Origin of the sequence: Candidatus Tisiphia endosymbiont of Oplodontha viridula (assembly GCF_964264865.1) — a bacterium.
Lineage (GTDB): Bacteria > Pseudomonadota > Alphaproteobacteria > Rickettsiales > Rickettsiaceae > Tisiphia.
In genome coordinates this window covers 1,226,132-1,243,167 of the sequence record NZ_OZ183486.1, presented here as the reverse complement: position 1 = coordinate 1,243,167, position 17,036 = coordinate 1,226,132, and the positions used below count along the sequence as shown (strand labels likewise).

Below are 17,036 nucleotides of genomic sequence, written 5' to 3'. Positions count from 1 at the left end.
TATGCTAAATTCACTAAAATTATGCCAAGCTTTAAATGAAAAAATATGTCATGATTTTGCAGGATCAATAGGTGCTATAGATAACGCCATTGGGTTAATAAAAACTATAGAGTATCAAGAGAAAGCTACTAAACTGGTTCAGGATAGTACAAATAGAATCATGAGCTATTTAAAGTTTCATCGTTATGTATACTCTCTACCTTCTGAGGGGAACAAAATTGCTATTGCAGAAATTAATAGATTAAGTACTGATTTTTTAAAATCAAAAAATCATAATATTGAACTAGTGTTCACAAGGTTAATCAGCACAAATATCGATGACAATATAGCTCAGATTATTATGTGTTTAATTGTTACAGCATCTAGCAATATATATAGAGATGCTGTTATTAAGGTTGAACTAGAGATGCAAAATGACAATTTTACTGGTATAAAAATTGTAGTAACAGCTCCAAACCTCAGGCTTGATCAGGGTAGAGCAGATGTTTTGCTTGGAAACAGAACTATTGATGATGTAAGTATAGAAAATGTTCATGAATATTACACTTACTACTTAATTACGGAATATGGTTATAAATTAGCTATTACTCCATCAACCGATTCAGTGGAGTATATATACTCAAATGATTTGAAGAATTGGATTTGAAAATGAATGGTGAGCAAGCGGAGCGTACATATAGTACGTGAGCATGCGAATCTATGATATTTTCAAAAAACAATTCTTCAAAGCAGAAGAGTATACTCGTTGGAAATCTCTATTAGCAATTACATAGATAGAACCAGTGTTAAGGTAGTTGCGATGAGCTGCCACTTAATATAAAATTCCAACGATTTAAGAACCTTAATGCTTAATTGTTCTTGATCCACAGATACATGTCATATTGTTTACAATATTCAAGCATATCAACGGTATTAGGATGGTGTATGCCAAACTCCTTAATTTGTGGCTTGCCAAAAAATTTATAATTATATAAATCTTTACTTTTACAGCCAGCTCTTGCTCCATGATTATACAAATAACTTACTTGAGCAACATTTTTACTTCTAGTTCCATATAAATAATGATATATAACAAACGCTTTTTTATAAGATTCTATTGCTTGCTTAAGGCTATCTTGGGCAAACAAGATATCACCTTGTACTACGTAACTTACTGCTAAGCTCGGATTTTTAGAATAATTTGTTCTCTCAGGGGTTAAGTTTTCCTGTACTAACAATATAGAAATAGCATTATTAATGTATTCATAAGCTTTATCTATTTTACCTAAACCTAATTGACTTCTTGCCATTTCTATATAAATATCTGCAAATATTTTATTATCCTTATGCTTTAGGGGCTTATGTATATCATATAGCTGTTGAGCTTGAGTATAAGCTTCTTGATATCTACCAAGATAATTCAATATATTTATTTTATATATATATAGCTCCATAATGAGTAGGTCATCAATATGCAATCCATTTTTTATAAGTAGTGCAGTAGCTTCACCTTCCAAGTCTAAAGATTCTTTATATTTGCCTTGTAGCCAACATAATACACTTTTTATATAATCTATTGCAGACATATCAGCTTCTTGTATTATTCCTTGTTTTGCTAATTTTTCCATCTCTTTAAGAAATTCTTTAGCTAGTTTTATTTCACCTAAAAATATATAAGCTGTAGATGTATAAACAAAAAAATTAAATTTACAGGAATAAGTAGCTTCATCGTTATCAAGCTTGTCTAAAATATTTAATGATTTAGTAATATAAGAAATCGCTGTTTCAAAATTCCTGAATATCACAATATGACACACTCCTATTAGTCCTAAGTACTTAGCATAATAAAATTTTTGAGTTTCAGACATTTTCCACAATTTAAATTCTTTATCTTTTTGATTAAACCAATCAAACATTTGTTGTGCTTTGCTGGCATTATGAAGGTTGATATACAGAGAGAATAACTCAGCCTTTAAGGTAAGTATTGAGTATAGATTAATATTATATTTCTCAGAGTTTTTTAAAAGAATTTCTAAGTTTTCTAGTATAGTCTTGGCTCTTTTCCACACATATCCTGAGTAAGACCCTTTAAATTTAGGTAATTTGCTAATCATATTTTCTAAATATATTTTATTATTATCACCATTTAGTTCCATTATTTTATTGCTAACTATATCATGCATTTCAAAAATAGGGTTATCTTTGTTAGGATCAATATTACTGATTAGCATAGATTTAGATAATTGATATATATCATCATCTAAAGTATCTTTATGATCAGTAATGGTGCTAAGAAGCTGTTTCAAGAAGCTTTGGTTATTTAATAAAGCTATTTTATTCAACAACTTTATTGCACTTGGTTTTAATTCTTGAATAACCATGTTAATATTCGTTGCTATTTTATCAGTCGATTGATAAATTTTCTTTTTATATTCCTCTTTATCTAAACCTTTAACTTTGTTAAGTAATTGAGCTCCTTGCACTATCAATATTGGATAACCACTAAAAGATTGCGTTAAAAATTCGATATTATTGTTATTTTTATTGTCTAATAAGTTATTAGCTAAAGCTACAATAGTAGACACATCAAGTAGGGGCATTGCTATAATATTAGATAACTTTTCATTATCTTGCGAACAAAACACGACCTGACCATTATGCTCCCAATCAATTAAATCTTGCACTTTCTTATTTTCATTAACTTTTAAATTATCAAACACCAATAACCACTTATTAGTAGCAGTTAAATATGATATTACTTCTTTTTTTGCTAAAGCAACTTCTTCAGATATATTAGTTTGTTTAACCATATTGAGTTGTTTTGCTAATTTAACAAATTGTTCATCAAAATCAAGGTTACAATCAAAAAACCAAATTAGATCATAATTATTTTTATTCTCATAACTATACATCCTAATCAGTTGAGTTTTACCTATACCACTAATACCAACTATACTTGCTTGTCTATATTTACTTAAATGTTCATCAAGGATTTTAAGTTGTTGCTCATGATTGACAAAATAACTAACTGGGGTGATTAAATTAGATACTTGTTTTTGAGCAAAAGTATTACTATAAATAATTAGTAATATGAATAATGTTAAAAATTTTTTCATATAATGAAACTGTCGAAAAATAAATTATGCCCTAACGGTACGTATAAAACATATTATACGAATAACTATAAAGAATAAGCAAAAATAACGCAACTTAAGTTTGAATATTAATAATAAAAATCATTAAAAAGTAGGAAAGTTTGTTTGCTAATTCTGAACCTAAATTCCACTAGCCTAGTATCAGTATTATGCAATCTAAATTATTTTCAACTTAACTTACGCGAATTAGGGATAAGAATTAACTAATTCTTATCCCTAATTGGGGTAACTTGATGGTGGTTGAATAAGGGCTAGATTCCGCATCAAGGCTAGGATGATATTTTTATACGAATGATAACTTTTGATTGCAGGAGGTAATTTATGCAGTAAGGATTACACCTGTGAGACTATCTTGTATAGTTCACTGAATAAAGTTGCAAATTCAATTTGCTCAAAACCTTTCCTAGGGATGACTATCATTGCCCAACTATTTTGTTTGAATTTTGATTCCTTGCTTAGCAGTCTAACTAAATGCCTAATGCGTCTTTTGATTTTATTACGAATAACAGCGTTTCCTAACTTTTTTCCGACTTTCATGCCAAAGAGTAATGTATTTGACGAATTATATAAAATCTCACTAGATTTCTTACATAGGTTGTCAATATTACCTTTTACATTTAGTTTTGCAAAGAGTTTAGTAGAATTCTTTGCTATTATTGTGATAAAATAAGGACTATGGAACTTTTTTCCTAACTTATTAACTAGGTCAAATTCTTTCTGATTTTTTAGGGATGAGATAAGCACTTACTACGCTGATAATTTTTTTCTGCCTTTTGCTCGGCGTTTCCTTAAAATTTCTCTACCGCCGACAGTCGCCATTCTTGCCCTAAATCCATGTCTTCTTTTTCTTACTAAATTGCTAGGTTGAAATGTACGTTTCATAAATTCATATCCAATACGAAATAATATATTTCTTTATAGTCAGATAATGTTAAACTGTCAACTTAAATAACATTATTTAAAACTAGGGTATAGCTATATTTCTCTCTTATTATCTTTAGTCTTTAAAAGATCTTGTTTTAATTTTAAGTTATTATTTTTACTAATAATAGATCTATAAACTTGCAGATTTTCCAAAACACGTTGAGCATAATTTCTAGTTTCATAATATGGTATTAGTTCAATCCAATCAATTATTTGTCGTAAATTTTTAAAATCACGAGGATCACCAAACAGATTAATCCATCTTGTGATTCTACAAGGACCAGCATTATAAGCTGCAATGGCTAAAAGATAATTACCATTATATAGTTGTAAGTATTCTTTAAAATGATTAGTACCTAGCATAATATTATATTTAGGGTCAGTAGTTAATTTTTTAATATGACATTTACAGCCAATAGATTTAGCAATATCACAAGTTTGTCTTTCTAAAACTTGCATTAGACCCTTAGCGTTGGCTGTACTAATTACGTATTGATTAAAAACCGATTCCTGTCTCATAATACTGTATGTTAAAGCTGGTTCTAGGGGGCTATTTTTTACTGCCTTAGTATAAGGGGTAGGGAAAGCATAATCCTTAATAAAAGTATGATATTGACAAGCAGTTTTTGCTACCTCTACTGTATGATAAGTATTGCCCCTTGTACTAATTATATCGGTAATTAATAAAATCTCAGAGGGTTTTGATGATTTTTCAATAGCCGTTTTAGCATATAACAGAGCTAAATCATGCTTACCATATTTAATTAGATATTTTATGGCTCTAATAATTTCACTATTTTCATTATTATGCTTAGTGGAGGTAGGCTTTTGTGGTAAAATAGGGTGATGCCTGTTAATTTCTATATTAGCCAATTGCCCATAAAAAGTATAAGAATATTTACTCGCCATATGATAAAATTTATTCGCTTGCTCTTTATCCCCTTTGGCTTCGTAGGTTCTAGCTAACCAATATTGCCCCCTTGATACGCTTAATGGCTTGGCTGCAACTTTCATAAATTTGTTAAAATGACTTAAAGCAATGTCAGGCTTATGCAAAAATCTAAGGGCAAGCCAGCCACTAAGCCATTCTGCTTCTCTTACATGTTCGGGATCAACAGTAATTGGCATGCTAATTATCTTATAACTACTAGCAAAATCTTTCTGATCAATAAATTCTCTAGCATAATAAGATTGCACACGAGCCCAACAGGCGGAATGTATTTTATCTTGCTTTACTTTTTTAAATAGAGCAATAGTTTGGCTGGTAGGAACCTGTTGTTTCTTGGAATCCAAATAGTGAAATAATAAAGCTGGGGTATAATATTTTTCTGATACTTCTTGAAACAGTTTCTCACTATCACTGGATTTATTTAATATAGCAATTTGAGCAATAAAATTTTGTTTATAGCCATTACTCACATAATGCATATATTTTTTTGCACTACACGTGTTCCCTGCCCATAAATATTCATCCATTTTTTTTACATGATCTTCTTCACACAATATATTTTTGAAATTACTCAAATAGTTGCTTTCTTCTGCTTGCGTGAAGACCCCATAAATCCAACCACTTTTTATAATCTTTGTTAATTTTTGTGGATCTTTTATTAATTTTCTACTGGCTAAAGCATAAAATTTGTAGCCTAAGGCAGTAATTGGTTCGTTTTCACTAAACCAGTTTACAATTAAAGCTTGGTCTGTGTCATAGTTTAAATATTGTTCTGCCATCTCTTTTAGTTTATCGACTTGTGGCCAGTGGGGATTGTTTTGTATAAATTTTATTATCTCTTCAAAGCTATTTTTCTTATAATTCGGGTCTAAGAATCTTTGAGACATAATAATTTTGATTAAGGCTTTATCTTTTGAAGACTTTGCCATCTTCTCACAATCTTGCCATGCTTTTTTGTCTAAATGTATAAAAGTTTCTTTAATACAGTCTAATGCCATTGACTCTGATATTAATAAATTTAGAATGATTAAAACTATTGACAGTATTGTTGGAATTCTCATAATCGGCAGTGGATAAATTAAATTATTATGGTATTATTATGAATAGAGCATTTGTCTTTCCAGGTCAAGGGTCACAAATAGTTGGTATGGGAAAAGAATTCTACGATAACTTTCAGGTGGCAAAAGAAACATTTGAAATTGTTGATAATACTCTTGGAAGAAAATTAAGTCATATTGTTTTTAATGGACCAAGTGAAGATTTAACTTTGACTATCAATGCTCAACCAGCACTAATGGCAGTGTCTATGGCAATATTGAATGTCATTAAACAACAAACAAATAGAAATATTACTAACCTGTGTTTATATGTTGCAGGTCATTCTTTAGGAGAATATAGTGCATTATGTGCAGCGGAAAGTATCAATCTACAAGTAGCTACACAATTGCTAGCAATACGTAGTAAGTCTATGCAAGAGGCTTATCCAGTAGGTGAAGGTTCAATGGCGGCGTGTATAGGTATTCCTCTAGAAAAGCTTGAAAAGATCGTAAAAGAGTTTACTAACCTTGATATAGCCAACGATAATATAGACGGACAAATAGTCATCAGTGGTGAAACTATAGCAGTGGAGCAGGTAATATCTATCGTAAAAGATTTGGGCTATAAAGCTATTAAATTGAATGTAAGTAGTCCTTTTCATTGTAGTTTGATGAAGCCAGCAGAAGAGCAAATGGCAAAGGCTTTAGACAAAGTAGTAATTAATAAACCATTTGTTCCGGTGGTACAAAATGTTACAGCCAAACCAACCACTAACCCTATAGAGATAGAACAAAACTTAATCTCACAGATTTGCGGTAGAGTGAGGTGGCGTCAAACCTTAAACGAATTGGAAAATCTGAAAATAGAGCAAATAGTTGAAATAGGTGCAGGTAAGGTTCTAACTAATATGCTAAAAAAAACTGACCATAAATTTGATTTGATTAATATTTCGAGTCTTGTAGAATTAGAAAAATTTTTAAAAATTATGTGATTATGGTATTAGTGCTAAGACAAAAATCTGCTATGATCTCAATTAAATTAAAAAAATAAGATAATATAATAATGGCAACGCAAGCTAATACTAAATTTCCTATAAAGATTGATAAGAAACGAGATGATTTACTGACTAATTTTGGCAAAGCAGTGCTAAAAGATAGGTACTTACTAGCCGGAGAGGGGTTTCAAGATCTATTTGCTAGAGTAGCTAGCTATTATGCTGATAATGCAGAGTCAGCCCAGCAATTATATGAGTACATAAGCAAGTTGTGGTTTATGCCAGCTACACCGGTTCTTAGTAACGGTGGAACTGACAGAGGGATGCCTATCTCTTGTTTTTTAAATGAAACAGATGATAGTTTAGAAGGTATTGTAGATCTTTGGACGGAGAATGTTTGGTTAGCCTCACGTGGTGGTGGTATAGGAAGCTATTGGGGCAATGTTCGTTCTATTAATGAGGCAATTAAAGGCAAAGGTACTTCTTCTGGCATTATTCCATTTGTCAAGGTTGTTGATTCTATGACTTTAGCTATTTCTCAAGGGTCAATTAGACGTGGCAGTGCTGCTATATATTTACCAATTGATCACCCTGAAATTGAGGAATTCATAGACTTAAGACGCCATACTGGTGGTGATACTAATCGTAAAGCTTTAAACATGCATCACGGCATAGCTGTAACAGATGCATTTATGCAAGCAGTTGAGAGTGATGAAAATTTTCCATTAATCAGCCCTGCTACTAAAAAAGTTGTACGTGAAGTTAAGGCTAGAGATTTGTGGGTTAAGTTACTAACTACTAGAATAGAAACTGGAGAACCCTATATTTTATTTATTGATACTGTCAATAAATATATTCCGCAGCATCATAAAAAACTTGGGTTACAGGTAAAAACTTCTAATCTTTGTAGCGAGATTACCCTGCCAACTGGCATTGATCATTTGGGTAAGGTTAGAACCGCTGTGTGTTGTTTGTCTTCTGTAAATTTGGAATATTTTGATGATTGGCAAAATGACCCCGAGTTTATTCCTACTGTAATGCGTTTTTTAGATAATGTACTTGAAGATTTTATTACTAAAGCACCTAGTACCATGGAGCGAGCTAAATATTCAGCAATGCGTGAACGTAGCGTAGGGTTAGGTGTTATGGGTTTTCACTCATTCCTACAATTAAAGGATGTACCAATAGAGTCGGTAATGGCAAAGGTTTGGAATAATCAAATATTTGAACATATTCATAAAGAAGTTGATAAAGCTTCAGTAGTTCTATCTGATGAACGTGGTGCTTGCCTCGATGCAGCTGAAGTAGGTATTAACGAACGGTTTAGTAATAAAACAGCTATTGCTCCTACGGCATCAATCTCTATTATTGCTGGCAATAGTTCGCCTGGAATTGAACCATTTGCTGCTAATAGTTTTGTCCAAAAGACTCTTACTGGATCTTTTAATGTACGTAACAAATATTTAGAAAAGCTGTTAAGCACCAAAGGTTTTAATAATGAGCAGGTTTGGTCATCAATTGCAACTCATGAAGGCTCAGTTCAACATCTAACCTTTTTATCCAACCATGAAAAAGATGTTTTCAGAACTGCTTATGAGATTGATCAAAATTGGCTTATTGATCTAGCAGCAGATAGGACACCACATATTTCACAATCTCAATCTCTAAATGTTTTCTTAGCAGGTAATGTAAGTAAGATGTATTTAAATAATATCCATTTTAGAGCTTGGAAAAAAGGGGTTAAGAGTTTATATTATTGTAGATCAACCTCAATTCAAAGAGCTGATAAAGTATCACACGATGTCAAGAAAGCGGATTTTCAAGATATTGAAAGAGATAATAAGAAAAAACAAGAAAAAGAAGTTGTGTCTTATGATGAATGTTTATCCTGTCAGTAATGAATATACGCGAATTCGGGATAAGAATTTGTCAATTCTTATCCCAAATTCGGTGAAATTATAGATTGCTTCGTCGACCTACGGTCTTCACAACTGTTGAAAGTTAAAAAATCGTCTATTAGCGAAGCACTGTTGTAAGGCTTAAACCGTCATTGCGAGCGTAAGCGAAGCAATCTAGGAAACAATCTATAGATAAATGATGTTACTGGATTGCTTCGTCGGCCTTACAGCCTCCTCGCTAATAGACGCATAGGAAAGCTGTATTTACTAACTTTCAACAGTTGTGCTACGGTCTCCTCGCTAATAGACGTTTTATAGTAGTATACTTAAAAAGGAAATATAATATGTCTTTACTTAATGCCAGTCCAATCTACAAACCATTTTCTTATCCATGGGCTTATGAAGCGTGGCATATTCAACAACGAATTCATTGGTTACCAGAGGAAGTGCCGCTAGCTGATGATCTAAAAGACTGGAAATATAATTTAAGTCCAGGAGAAAAACATTTATTAACTCAAATATTTCGTTTCTTTACTCAAGCTGATATTGAAGTAAATAATTGTTATATGAAACATTACTCCAGGGTATTTAAGCCAACGGAAGTACTGATGATGTTATCAGCGTTTTCTAATATGGAAACAATTCATATTGCTGCTTATTCTCATCTGCTTGATACCGTAGGTATGCCAGAAACTGAATATTCAGCATTTCTCAAATATAGAGAAATGAAAGATAAATACGACTATATGCAGCGTTTCGGTGTAGAAACTAAAGAAGATATTGCTACTACTTTAGCAGTATTTGGGGCATTTACTGAAGGATTACAACTATTTGCTTCATTTGTTATTTTACTTAATTTTCCTCGTTTTAATAAAATGAAAGGTATGGGGCAAATTATTAGTTGGTCAGTAAGGGATGAGACGTTACATACTGATTCTATCATTATGTTATTTAAAACTTTTATTAGAGAAAACCCTGAAGTATGGACTGAAGAGCTTCGTAGCCGTCTTTATGAAGCGTGTGCTACTATTGTGCATTTTGAAGATGCCTTTATTGAACTGGCGTTTGAAGTTGGTGGTATTGAAGGGCTGACAGCTAGAGAAGTAAGACAATATATTCGTTATATTGCCGATCGCAGATTAATGCAGCTTGGACTTAAAGAGATTTATTTAATTGATACTAATCCGTTGCCTTGGCTTGATGAAATCTTAAACGGTGCTGAACATACTAATTTCTTTGAAGGAAGGGTGACCGAATATACCAAAGCTGCAACTACTGGATCGTGGGAAGATGTATTTGCTGAGATGGATGATAGGAAGAGTGGTACGACTTCTTAATGTGTTCTTGCTGGATTATTAGGTTTTCTACTAATGCGTGATACGTGGTCTACCATATTTGGGGGTTTTGGTGTTGGGACTTTAGCTTTAGGTAAAATCTTTTCCTCCTTAGGTGGTTTGTTAATTGTTGTGTCAAAATCGCTAAATAAACTTGTCTGAGTTTGAGGATTTATTTTATTTTTAGCAGGATCACCAGTAATAACGTTTTTTATATAAGACAGGATGAATCGACCGCAATTTATATTATCAGCTATTTTTTGATGACCTAGATATGATGATTTAAAGGTAACTCTATCTTTTCCAAATGTTTCTTCTAGTGAGTCTCTAATTGGTTTTAGTGGGTAGAAACGGCTAAGCCATCCTTTGGAATCCTGATGATGAGATGTTATATTGCCAGCATTATCTTTATTAAGTTCTAAATATGTGAAGTGTTTCCTTGTCAGAAGTCCAAAAAAATATTTGTTAGACTGACAAATAGGAATTATTGCTTTCTTCCAGTTAGGATTTTGGTTTAATACTCCAAGTGTATCCTTTAATGGGGCTGCAGTTGTTGTAAGCGTACTACCTTTTTGAGCATCATGAGATGGGACAGTGATATAATTATTGTCATTTTTAAGATAATAATTGATTTTATTCTCAGGATTACCCGGATTTTCATACGTCTCTGCTGATAGTGTATATCCTTGCTTTCTAGATAAATCTTTCAAGACATTATATACCTGAGTAGGCTTATATACCATGTATGGCTCAATTTCTTTCCGATCTTTCATTTCATTCCCTATAATATTCTATGGATATATATTAGTGGTAAATAAAATAATAGTATATTAAAATGACTGCAAAAAAATAAATGTTTTATAGATAGATGTTTTTAACATCATTTGAGTGTTAAAACAATTTTTGTTATTAGTGCAAGATATAAATAATAGTATAATAGAATATAATTGGGAGAATAAAATAATTATGAGTATTGAAATTATAGTTCCATCTCTTGGAGAGTCTGTATCAGAAGCGGCTATTGCTAAATGGCATAAAAAACAAGGAGATGTAGTAAAAGTGGATGAGCTACTTTTAGAACTTGAGACAGAGAAAGTTACGTTAGCAGTACATGCACTTTCCTCTGGTGTAATAAGCAAAATACTTAAGAATGAGGGCGATACAGTATATATGGGTGAGAGCGTAGGACAAATTACCGAAGGAGCAGTTTCTAGTGTAGCTTCACCTAGTACACTAGACAAAGAGATACAACAGCAACCTGCAAGTATAAACAAGATTGATGTTCCGCCCTCGGTGCAAAGATTAGTGAGCGAAAATAAACTGCAATTAGCTGACATAAAAGGTACTGGTCGAGAAGGCAGAGTGACCAAGGGAGATGTACTAGAGTTCATAAATACCCCGCCTGCAAAAGAAACAGAATTACCTGTTATAAACAATGTTATAGCCAATGTTGTACGGGCAAATGAAGGGATGGTTGAGCGTGTTAAAATGTCACGTCTTCGTAAAACTATAGCAGATCGTTTGAAACAATCACAAAATACTGCAGCTATTCTAACTACTTTTAATGAAATTGATATGTTGAAAGTTATTAATTTGCGTATGCAGTATCGTGAAGAGTTTGAGAAGAAGCATGGCGTTAAGCTGGGATTTATGTCATTTTTTGTAAAAGCTACTATTGAAGCTCTTAAAGCAGTTCCATCGGTAAACGCCGAGATAGAAGGGGATGAGATTTTGTATAAGAATTATTATGATATTGGTGTTGCAGTAGGGACAGAGCAAGGTCTAGTAGTGCCAATAGTTAGGCAGGCTGACAAATTGAGTTTTGCTAAGGTTGAGAAAGAAATTGCTGGTTTGGGTAAAAAGGCTAGAGAAGGAAAATTATCTATGTCTGATTTATCAGGTGGAACATTTACCATTTCAAATGGCGGTGTTTATGGATCACTATTATCAACTCCGATTATTAACCCTCCTCAATCCGGTATTTTAGGCCTTCACAAGACCGAAGAAAGACCAGTAGTGGTTAATGGTAAGATAGAAATACGTCCCATGATGTACATTGCTTTATCTTATGATCATCGTATTATTGATGGCAAAGAAGCAGTTACTTTTCTTGTAAAAATAAAGGGATTGATTGAGAATCCTGAGAAATTGTTATTAAATCTTTAATACAAAGAAGGAGTATAAGTTATGGTGAAAAATAAACCTGTTTTCTATGATCTCGCTGTTAAGATTGAAAAATTTCGTCCTACTAGCGAGGATATAAAGGATTATATCACAGCTCAGCATGCAGTTTTAGCAGATGATCCCAAGGGAGGTTTAAGCCTTAACCAGTATTTAAAGGAAAAATATTTTTCAGATAATAATGTAGTAGTAGTAGCAGATTTATCAGATAGGACTTTTAGTATATCTGATAATGTAATAGACCTAAGCGGAGGAGATTTTACTGGTTGTATATTTAAAAATACTACTTTTACAGGATGTAATTTAGCTGATGCGGTGTTTTGTGATGTTGATTTTGACAATGCTTATTTCGAAGATACTGTCTTAAGAAGCGTAGATTTCAGAGGAGCTGACCTTGCTAATTGTAGGTTTTCTGATAGCTATAAAGGATACTCTCAAACAGATAAATCGAAAGATATTGATGGTATAAAATTTAGTACTACTCATGTTTTAGGTAGGAAATATGCTGATATAAAAAGTACTTCGGTACGAGAAAAAGAACAACAAGATCTTATAGATAATAAAAAAACAGAATTAGACAATGCATATAAGAGCTTGAGTTATCCACAAGCTATATTGGTTAAGGCGGGATTTAAAACTAAAAACCAGGAATATGATAGGTTACAAGAAGAACTAACGTTAATGACTGAGAAAAAGACATTTCCTAAAAAAGATAATCCAATGCACGAAACATTTAAGAATATTTTTGGTAGTAGGTGTAGTTTTGATCCAGCTTACATACGTGGGTCAACTAAGAGTCAGAGAGATGGAGAAGTACAATATGTGCGTCTTACTCGCAATGATGTAGTGGAGTATTTAGAAATAAGGAAAAGCAATAAGGATTTAAGTTTAAATGATTTTGCTAAAACCAAATTAGAGCCATCGAAGATAAAATTAACAGCAAGAATTGTTGCAGATTGTTCACCTAAAGTTAGTGCTTCTTTCATGAGGGGAGCTGTTGTTAACAATAATGCATTGCCTGGCAGAGTTGATTTATCTGGTTTAGATTTCTCAGGAGCAGACTTGCGGGGTGCTGTATTTGCAGGAGCTGATTTATCTAGAGCTATTTTTAAGGAAGCTAATATTAGTGAAGCGAGTTTTGAGAGTGCAGAACTTGTAGGAGCTAATTTTTTAGGCTCTAAAGCAGATAACGCGAATTTTTTTAATAGTAATTTAAGTCAGGCAGTCGTTGATAATAGTCAGTTTACACATGCTTTTATGGCTCGTTCTAATGGTCAAGAGGTTGTGATAAATAACTCCAACTTTGATTATGCGAATATAAAAAATGGTAAATGGAATAACGCAAAATTGACTGATTCAACATTTAATCAGGCAGATTTGCAAGGTATTTCTTTAATCTCAGCAGATTTACGAAGAATACAAATGCAGCATGCAATATTAGATAAAGCTGTTTTAACAGAGTGTCAAATTATAGAGAGTGATTTATCTAATGCTTTGATGGAAAAGGCTGAAGCACATAAAGCAAAATTTAAAGATACTATATTGCAGAACATAGAAGCAAAAGGATTAGATTTGTCGGATGCTGAGTTAAGTGGTTTGACTAAGCTGGATGGAGCGAATTTAGAAGCAGCTATTCTAAGAAGGATTAATGCTGAAGGAGTGAATTTTATTAATGCCAATCTAAATATGGTGGAAGCACAAAAGGCGAATTTCAGAAATGCAATTTTAGAAGGAGTAGAGGTCAAATTTGCTAACTTAACAGAGGCGGTTTTGGAAGGAGCGAAGGCTAAAGGAATCAATGCAAGTTATAGTATACTAAAAAAAGTTCATGCACAAAAGGCTGATTTCTCGAATAGTATAATGAGGAGTATTGACGCTCAGGAAGGTGATTTTACCGAAGTAATATTCATGAATGGTGATCTTACAAAATCAAAATTGCAGCAAGCGATATTGGAAAAAGTACAAGCAGAAAAGGTTAAGTTAGAAGGAGTTAATTTACGTGCGGCAAAGTTAGCTGAGGCTGATTTGTCTAAAGCTATGGTCGATATTGATACTGATATTGTGGACGTAAATTTGATTGGTTTACAAGGCACATTCATTCAGAATGGTCAAGAAATTATCCCGCAGAAGTTTCAAGAAGAGCAAAAACAATTGGAGCAAGTAAAAAAAGAGGAGCAATTAGAATTAACATTAGAGAATTTACCTCACATCGCTGTAGGTTTATTAAAAGAGACAGGAACATTTCTTCTTGATATTGCTACTATAGTACCTTCAGCTATTAGGAATCCGCTGGATACAAAGAAGCTATTATATGATGAGCTATATGCTGATTTCCTGAAATTTCAAGAAGTGAGTGAAAAATTATTAAGTGATAAGTTGCTAATTGAAGAAAGGCAAAAATTACAAAAAGAACAAGTAGAGCATGTATCTAATCTAATCAAAGGAGCTGGTTCAGTGGTTGATATATATATTCCTGCTCTGAATGAAGCACGATCTGATCTATTAAAAGATCAGATCGCTCAGCGTGTTTTGTTGCCAGTTTTAGGAGCTGTGTTAAATCCCGCTCCAATGATTTCACCTACAGAAGCTAGTAGAGTTAATCCTGATATATTTGATGGAGTAGATAAAAATTTTATTAGAAGGATAGTGCCGTTGGTGCTAAAATTAGGAGGTGGCATATTAGAAGGAGAATCAAATAAAAAAGTACAAGAAATTTATAAGAATCTAATAATTTCTAACAAAAATTCAGGGCGTGATATCATTAAAAATGCTTTGGAAATCTTCATTAACCCTAAAGTAGCAGAAGTAGTTAAGAAAGATTTAGTTGAGTTTTTACGTGATCCAGCTAATCAAAAGGAAATTACTAAAATTGCTGAGAATGTTCTAGACGATAAATTTACTAGATTTGTGTCAAAAGAATTTTTTAGGGATACTGTATCACTGGCAACTAATGCAAGTAGCACGATATTAGAGCATACTCCTGAAATGGTCATGATCTATGAGTTCTATATGAAACATCAAGATTTGGGCTTGGAATTATTGACTAATAAAAATTTATCTCCAACTCGAAAAGAAGAAATAATAGGAACGCAAAAAGCCATGATATTGTCTATTTTAGATAATACTAGTAAGGTTGTTCAAGATATAGCTCCTGCCTTAAAATCAACTCTACCACAATATTTTGCTGATAATAAAAAGAATATTTTAGAATTTTTGGATAAAACAGAAGTGCAGCAAAATATAAGATATCTTGGTCTGAATCCTAAATTTGTACGTGATGCAACAGCAGCAACTATTCCATTTATTGTTGATGTTTTACCGATAATAGCAGAACTTACTGAAAATTGTTTAGCAGACAAAGAGGGGTTAGAGCGAATCATTGAGCAAACTAAAGATGTTATGAACGTACCTGAATCCAAACAAGCAGAAAAAGTTGGTAAATTAGTAAACTCTCTTATTAAGTTTAATAAGGATAATCCTAAGGTTAAAGAAGTTTTACAAGAAAAAATACCTGAGCTTTTAATAAAACATGCTAAAGACCTTGGTCCTGTGGTTGAGAAATTTTTAAACGAAACCGAGATGGGTAAAAAACTAAAACTAAAAGGTGAAGCAATTGTTAAAACGCTAGGGGATCATGCTAAGGAAGTAGGAACAATAACGGCTTCATATAAGAAGGGAGAATATAGTGCAATGGTTCGTCCATTGATTAATTTGTTATCTGATACAAAAGTTCTAAGTTTAGCTGTAGGAGCTACTGTTAACCTTTGGAAGTATAATTTTCAAAAACATTTTGTGTCTAATTCAACACGTGAAAAAGTAATTGGTGAAAAAATGAACCAAATTATTGAAGATGTCTTGCCAAATCCTCTTGTGATAGCTAAGTCGGACAAGAAAATAGATTTATCTTCCATCTTTCAGGAGCAGGCTGAGAAATATAGTCGAAATAATTCATCTGACTATTCACCGATACTTGATTATTCCTTAAATAATAAAGATTTGAGAGGATTATCTTTTGAAAAAGTAGATATGAAATTAGATGATTTTGAAATTAAAGGATTTAATTTTAATGAAGTGACATTAGGAAAATGTTCTCTGAAAAATGCTGAATTGAAAGAATGCTCTTTTAAGAGAGTTACTTTTAAAGAACATATAGACTTTGAAGGAGCTACCATTGATGGTAATACTTTAACTACACTTCTTCCGGAAATTAAAAAATATAATAAAAAACATCCGGAAAAAACAATGAATTTAGATAATATAAGAGTTGTTGGGAATATAAGCGAAGAAGTTAAATCAAATCCTTTGCTAAAAAATGTAGATTTGCATAAAGCTACTATAAAAAAAATAGAAGTTGTTCCACCAGTACCTAAAGCAAGTCAAACAATATCGTCAAATGAACATAGAGAAAGATATGATAGAAATGCTAACAAAGAAAGACAAACAAATCTGTTAATCAGATAAAATAATGTTTGACATTGTTCTGAATAATCGGTATAAAACTTCACACAGGGCAAAAATCCTGTAGCTGTTTGAAAAGTTGATAAAACTGAAAACTAAATACCTACTACGATAATAAAAATTTAT

At 32.4% G+C, this 17,036-nt stretch carries 11 protein-coding genes; 6 read left to right on the top strand and 5 right to left on the bottom strand.

Annotated elements, in window-relative coordinates; genetic code table 11:
* The first annotated feature begins 1 nt into the window (after window position 1).
* A complete protein-coding gene (locus ACFEL1_RS06020; RefSeq protein WP_375330813.1) occupies window positions 2–646 on the top strand; it encodes a histidine phosphotransferase family protein in 645 nt (214 codons plus the stop codon).
* Between the two features lie 202 nt (window positions 647–848).
* Here ACFEL1_RS06020 and ACFEL1_RS06015 read toward each other — a convergent pair whose 3' ends face one another.
* The 4 genes from ACFEL1_RS06015 to ACFEL1_RS06000 all read right to left on the bottom strand — a co-directional run bounded on the left by ACFEL1_RS06015 (window position 849) and on the right by ACFEL1_RS06000 (window position 6,071).
* A complete protein-coding gene (locus ACFEL1_RS06015) occupies window positions 849–3,095 on the bottom strand; it encodes a tetratricopeptide repeat protein (RefSeq protein ID WP_375330812.1) in 2,247 nt (748 codons plus the stop codon).
* Between the two features lie 372 nt (window positions 3,096–3,467).
* Window positions 3,468–3,878 (bottom strand): ribonuclease P protein component, encoded by a 411-nt coding sequence (rnpA, locus tag ACFEL1_RS06010; RefSeq protein ID WP_342278950.1) that lies wholly within the window; start codon window positions 3,876–3,878, stop codon window positions 3,468–3,470.
* A 3-nt stretch (window positions 3,879–3,881) separates the two neighbouring features.
* A complete protein-coding gene (gene rpmH, locus ACFEL1_RS06005) occupies window positions 3,882–4,016 on the bottom strand; it encodes a 50S ribosomal protein L34 (RefSeq protein ID WP_341748129.1) in 135 nt (44 codons plus the stop codon).
* Between the two features lie 93 nt (window positions 4,017–4,109).
* A complete protein-coding gene (locus ACFEL1_RS06000) occupies window positions 4,110–6,071 on the bottom strand; it encodes a lytic transglycosylase domain-containing protein (protein ID WP_375331562.1) in 1,962 nt (653 codons plus the stop codon).
* A 35-nt stretch (window positions 6,072–6,106) separates the two neighbouring features.
* On the opposite strand from ACFEL1_RS06000, the gene fabD reads away from it, so the two are divergent.
* The 3 genes from fabD to ACFEL1_RS05985 all read left to right on the top strand — a co-directional run bounded on the left by fabD (window position 6,107) and on the right by ACFEL1_RS05985 (window position 10,274).
* Entirely contained in the window at window positions 6,107–7,036 is a 930-nt protein-coding gene (gene fabD, locus ACFEL1_RS05995) for an ACP S-malonyltransferase (RefSeq protein ID WP_375330811.1), read from the top strand.
* A gap of 71 nt (window positions 7,037–7,107) precedes the next feature.
* Window positions 7,108–8,937: a ribonucleoside-diphosphate reductase subunit alpha gene (locus tag ACFEL1_RS05990; protein WP_375330810.1), complete on the top strand. Its 1,830-nt coding sequence runs from the start codon at window positions 7,108–7,110 to the stop codon at window positions 8,935–8,937.
* Between the two features lie 344 nt (window positions 8,938–9,281).
* Window positions 9,282–10,274 carry a ribonucleotide-diphosphate reductase subunit beta gene (locus ACFEL1_RS05985; RefSeq protein WP_342278953.1) on the top strand — a complete coding sequence of 331 codons (993 nt, stop codon included), beginning with the start codon at window positions 9,282–9,284 and terminating at the stop codon, window positions 10,272–10,274.
* On the opposite strand, the gene ACFEL1_RS05980 is transcribed toward ACFEL1_RS05985, so the two are convergent.
* A complete protein-coding gene (locus ACFEL1_RS05980) occupies window positions 10,271–11,044 on the bottom strand; it encodes a hypothetical protein (RefSeq protein ID WP_375330809.1) in 774 nt (257 codons plus the stop codon). The two genes, ACFEL1_RS05985 and ACFEL1_RS05980, sit on opposite strands and share 4 nt — an antisense overlap.
* Window positions 11,045–11,237: 193 nt before the next feature.
* Between ACFEL1_RS05980 and odhB the strand changes: the two genes are divergently transcribed.
* Together odhB and ACFEL1_RS05970 are read left to right on the top strand one after the other, a co-directional pair.
* Complete coding sequence (gene odhB / locus ACFEL1_RS05975; protein WP_375330808.1) at window positions 11,238–12,437, top strand: 2-oxoglutarate dehydrogenase complex dihydrolipoyllysine-residue succinyltransferase; 1,200 nt, start codon at window positions 11,238–11,240, stop codon at window positions 12,435–12,437.
* Window positions 12,438–12,458: 21 nt separating this feature from the next.
* Window positions 12,459–16,913 (top strand): pentapeptide repeat-containing protein, encoded by a 4,455-nt coding sequence (locus tag ACFEL1_RS05970; RefSeq protein WP_375330807.1) that lies wholly within the window; start codon window positions 12,459–12,461, stop codon window positions 16,911–16,913.
* Window positions 16,914–17,036 lie beyond the last annotated feature (123 nt).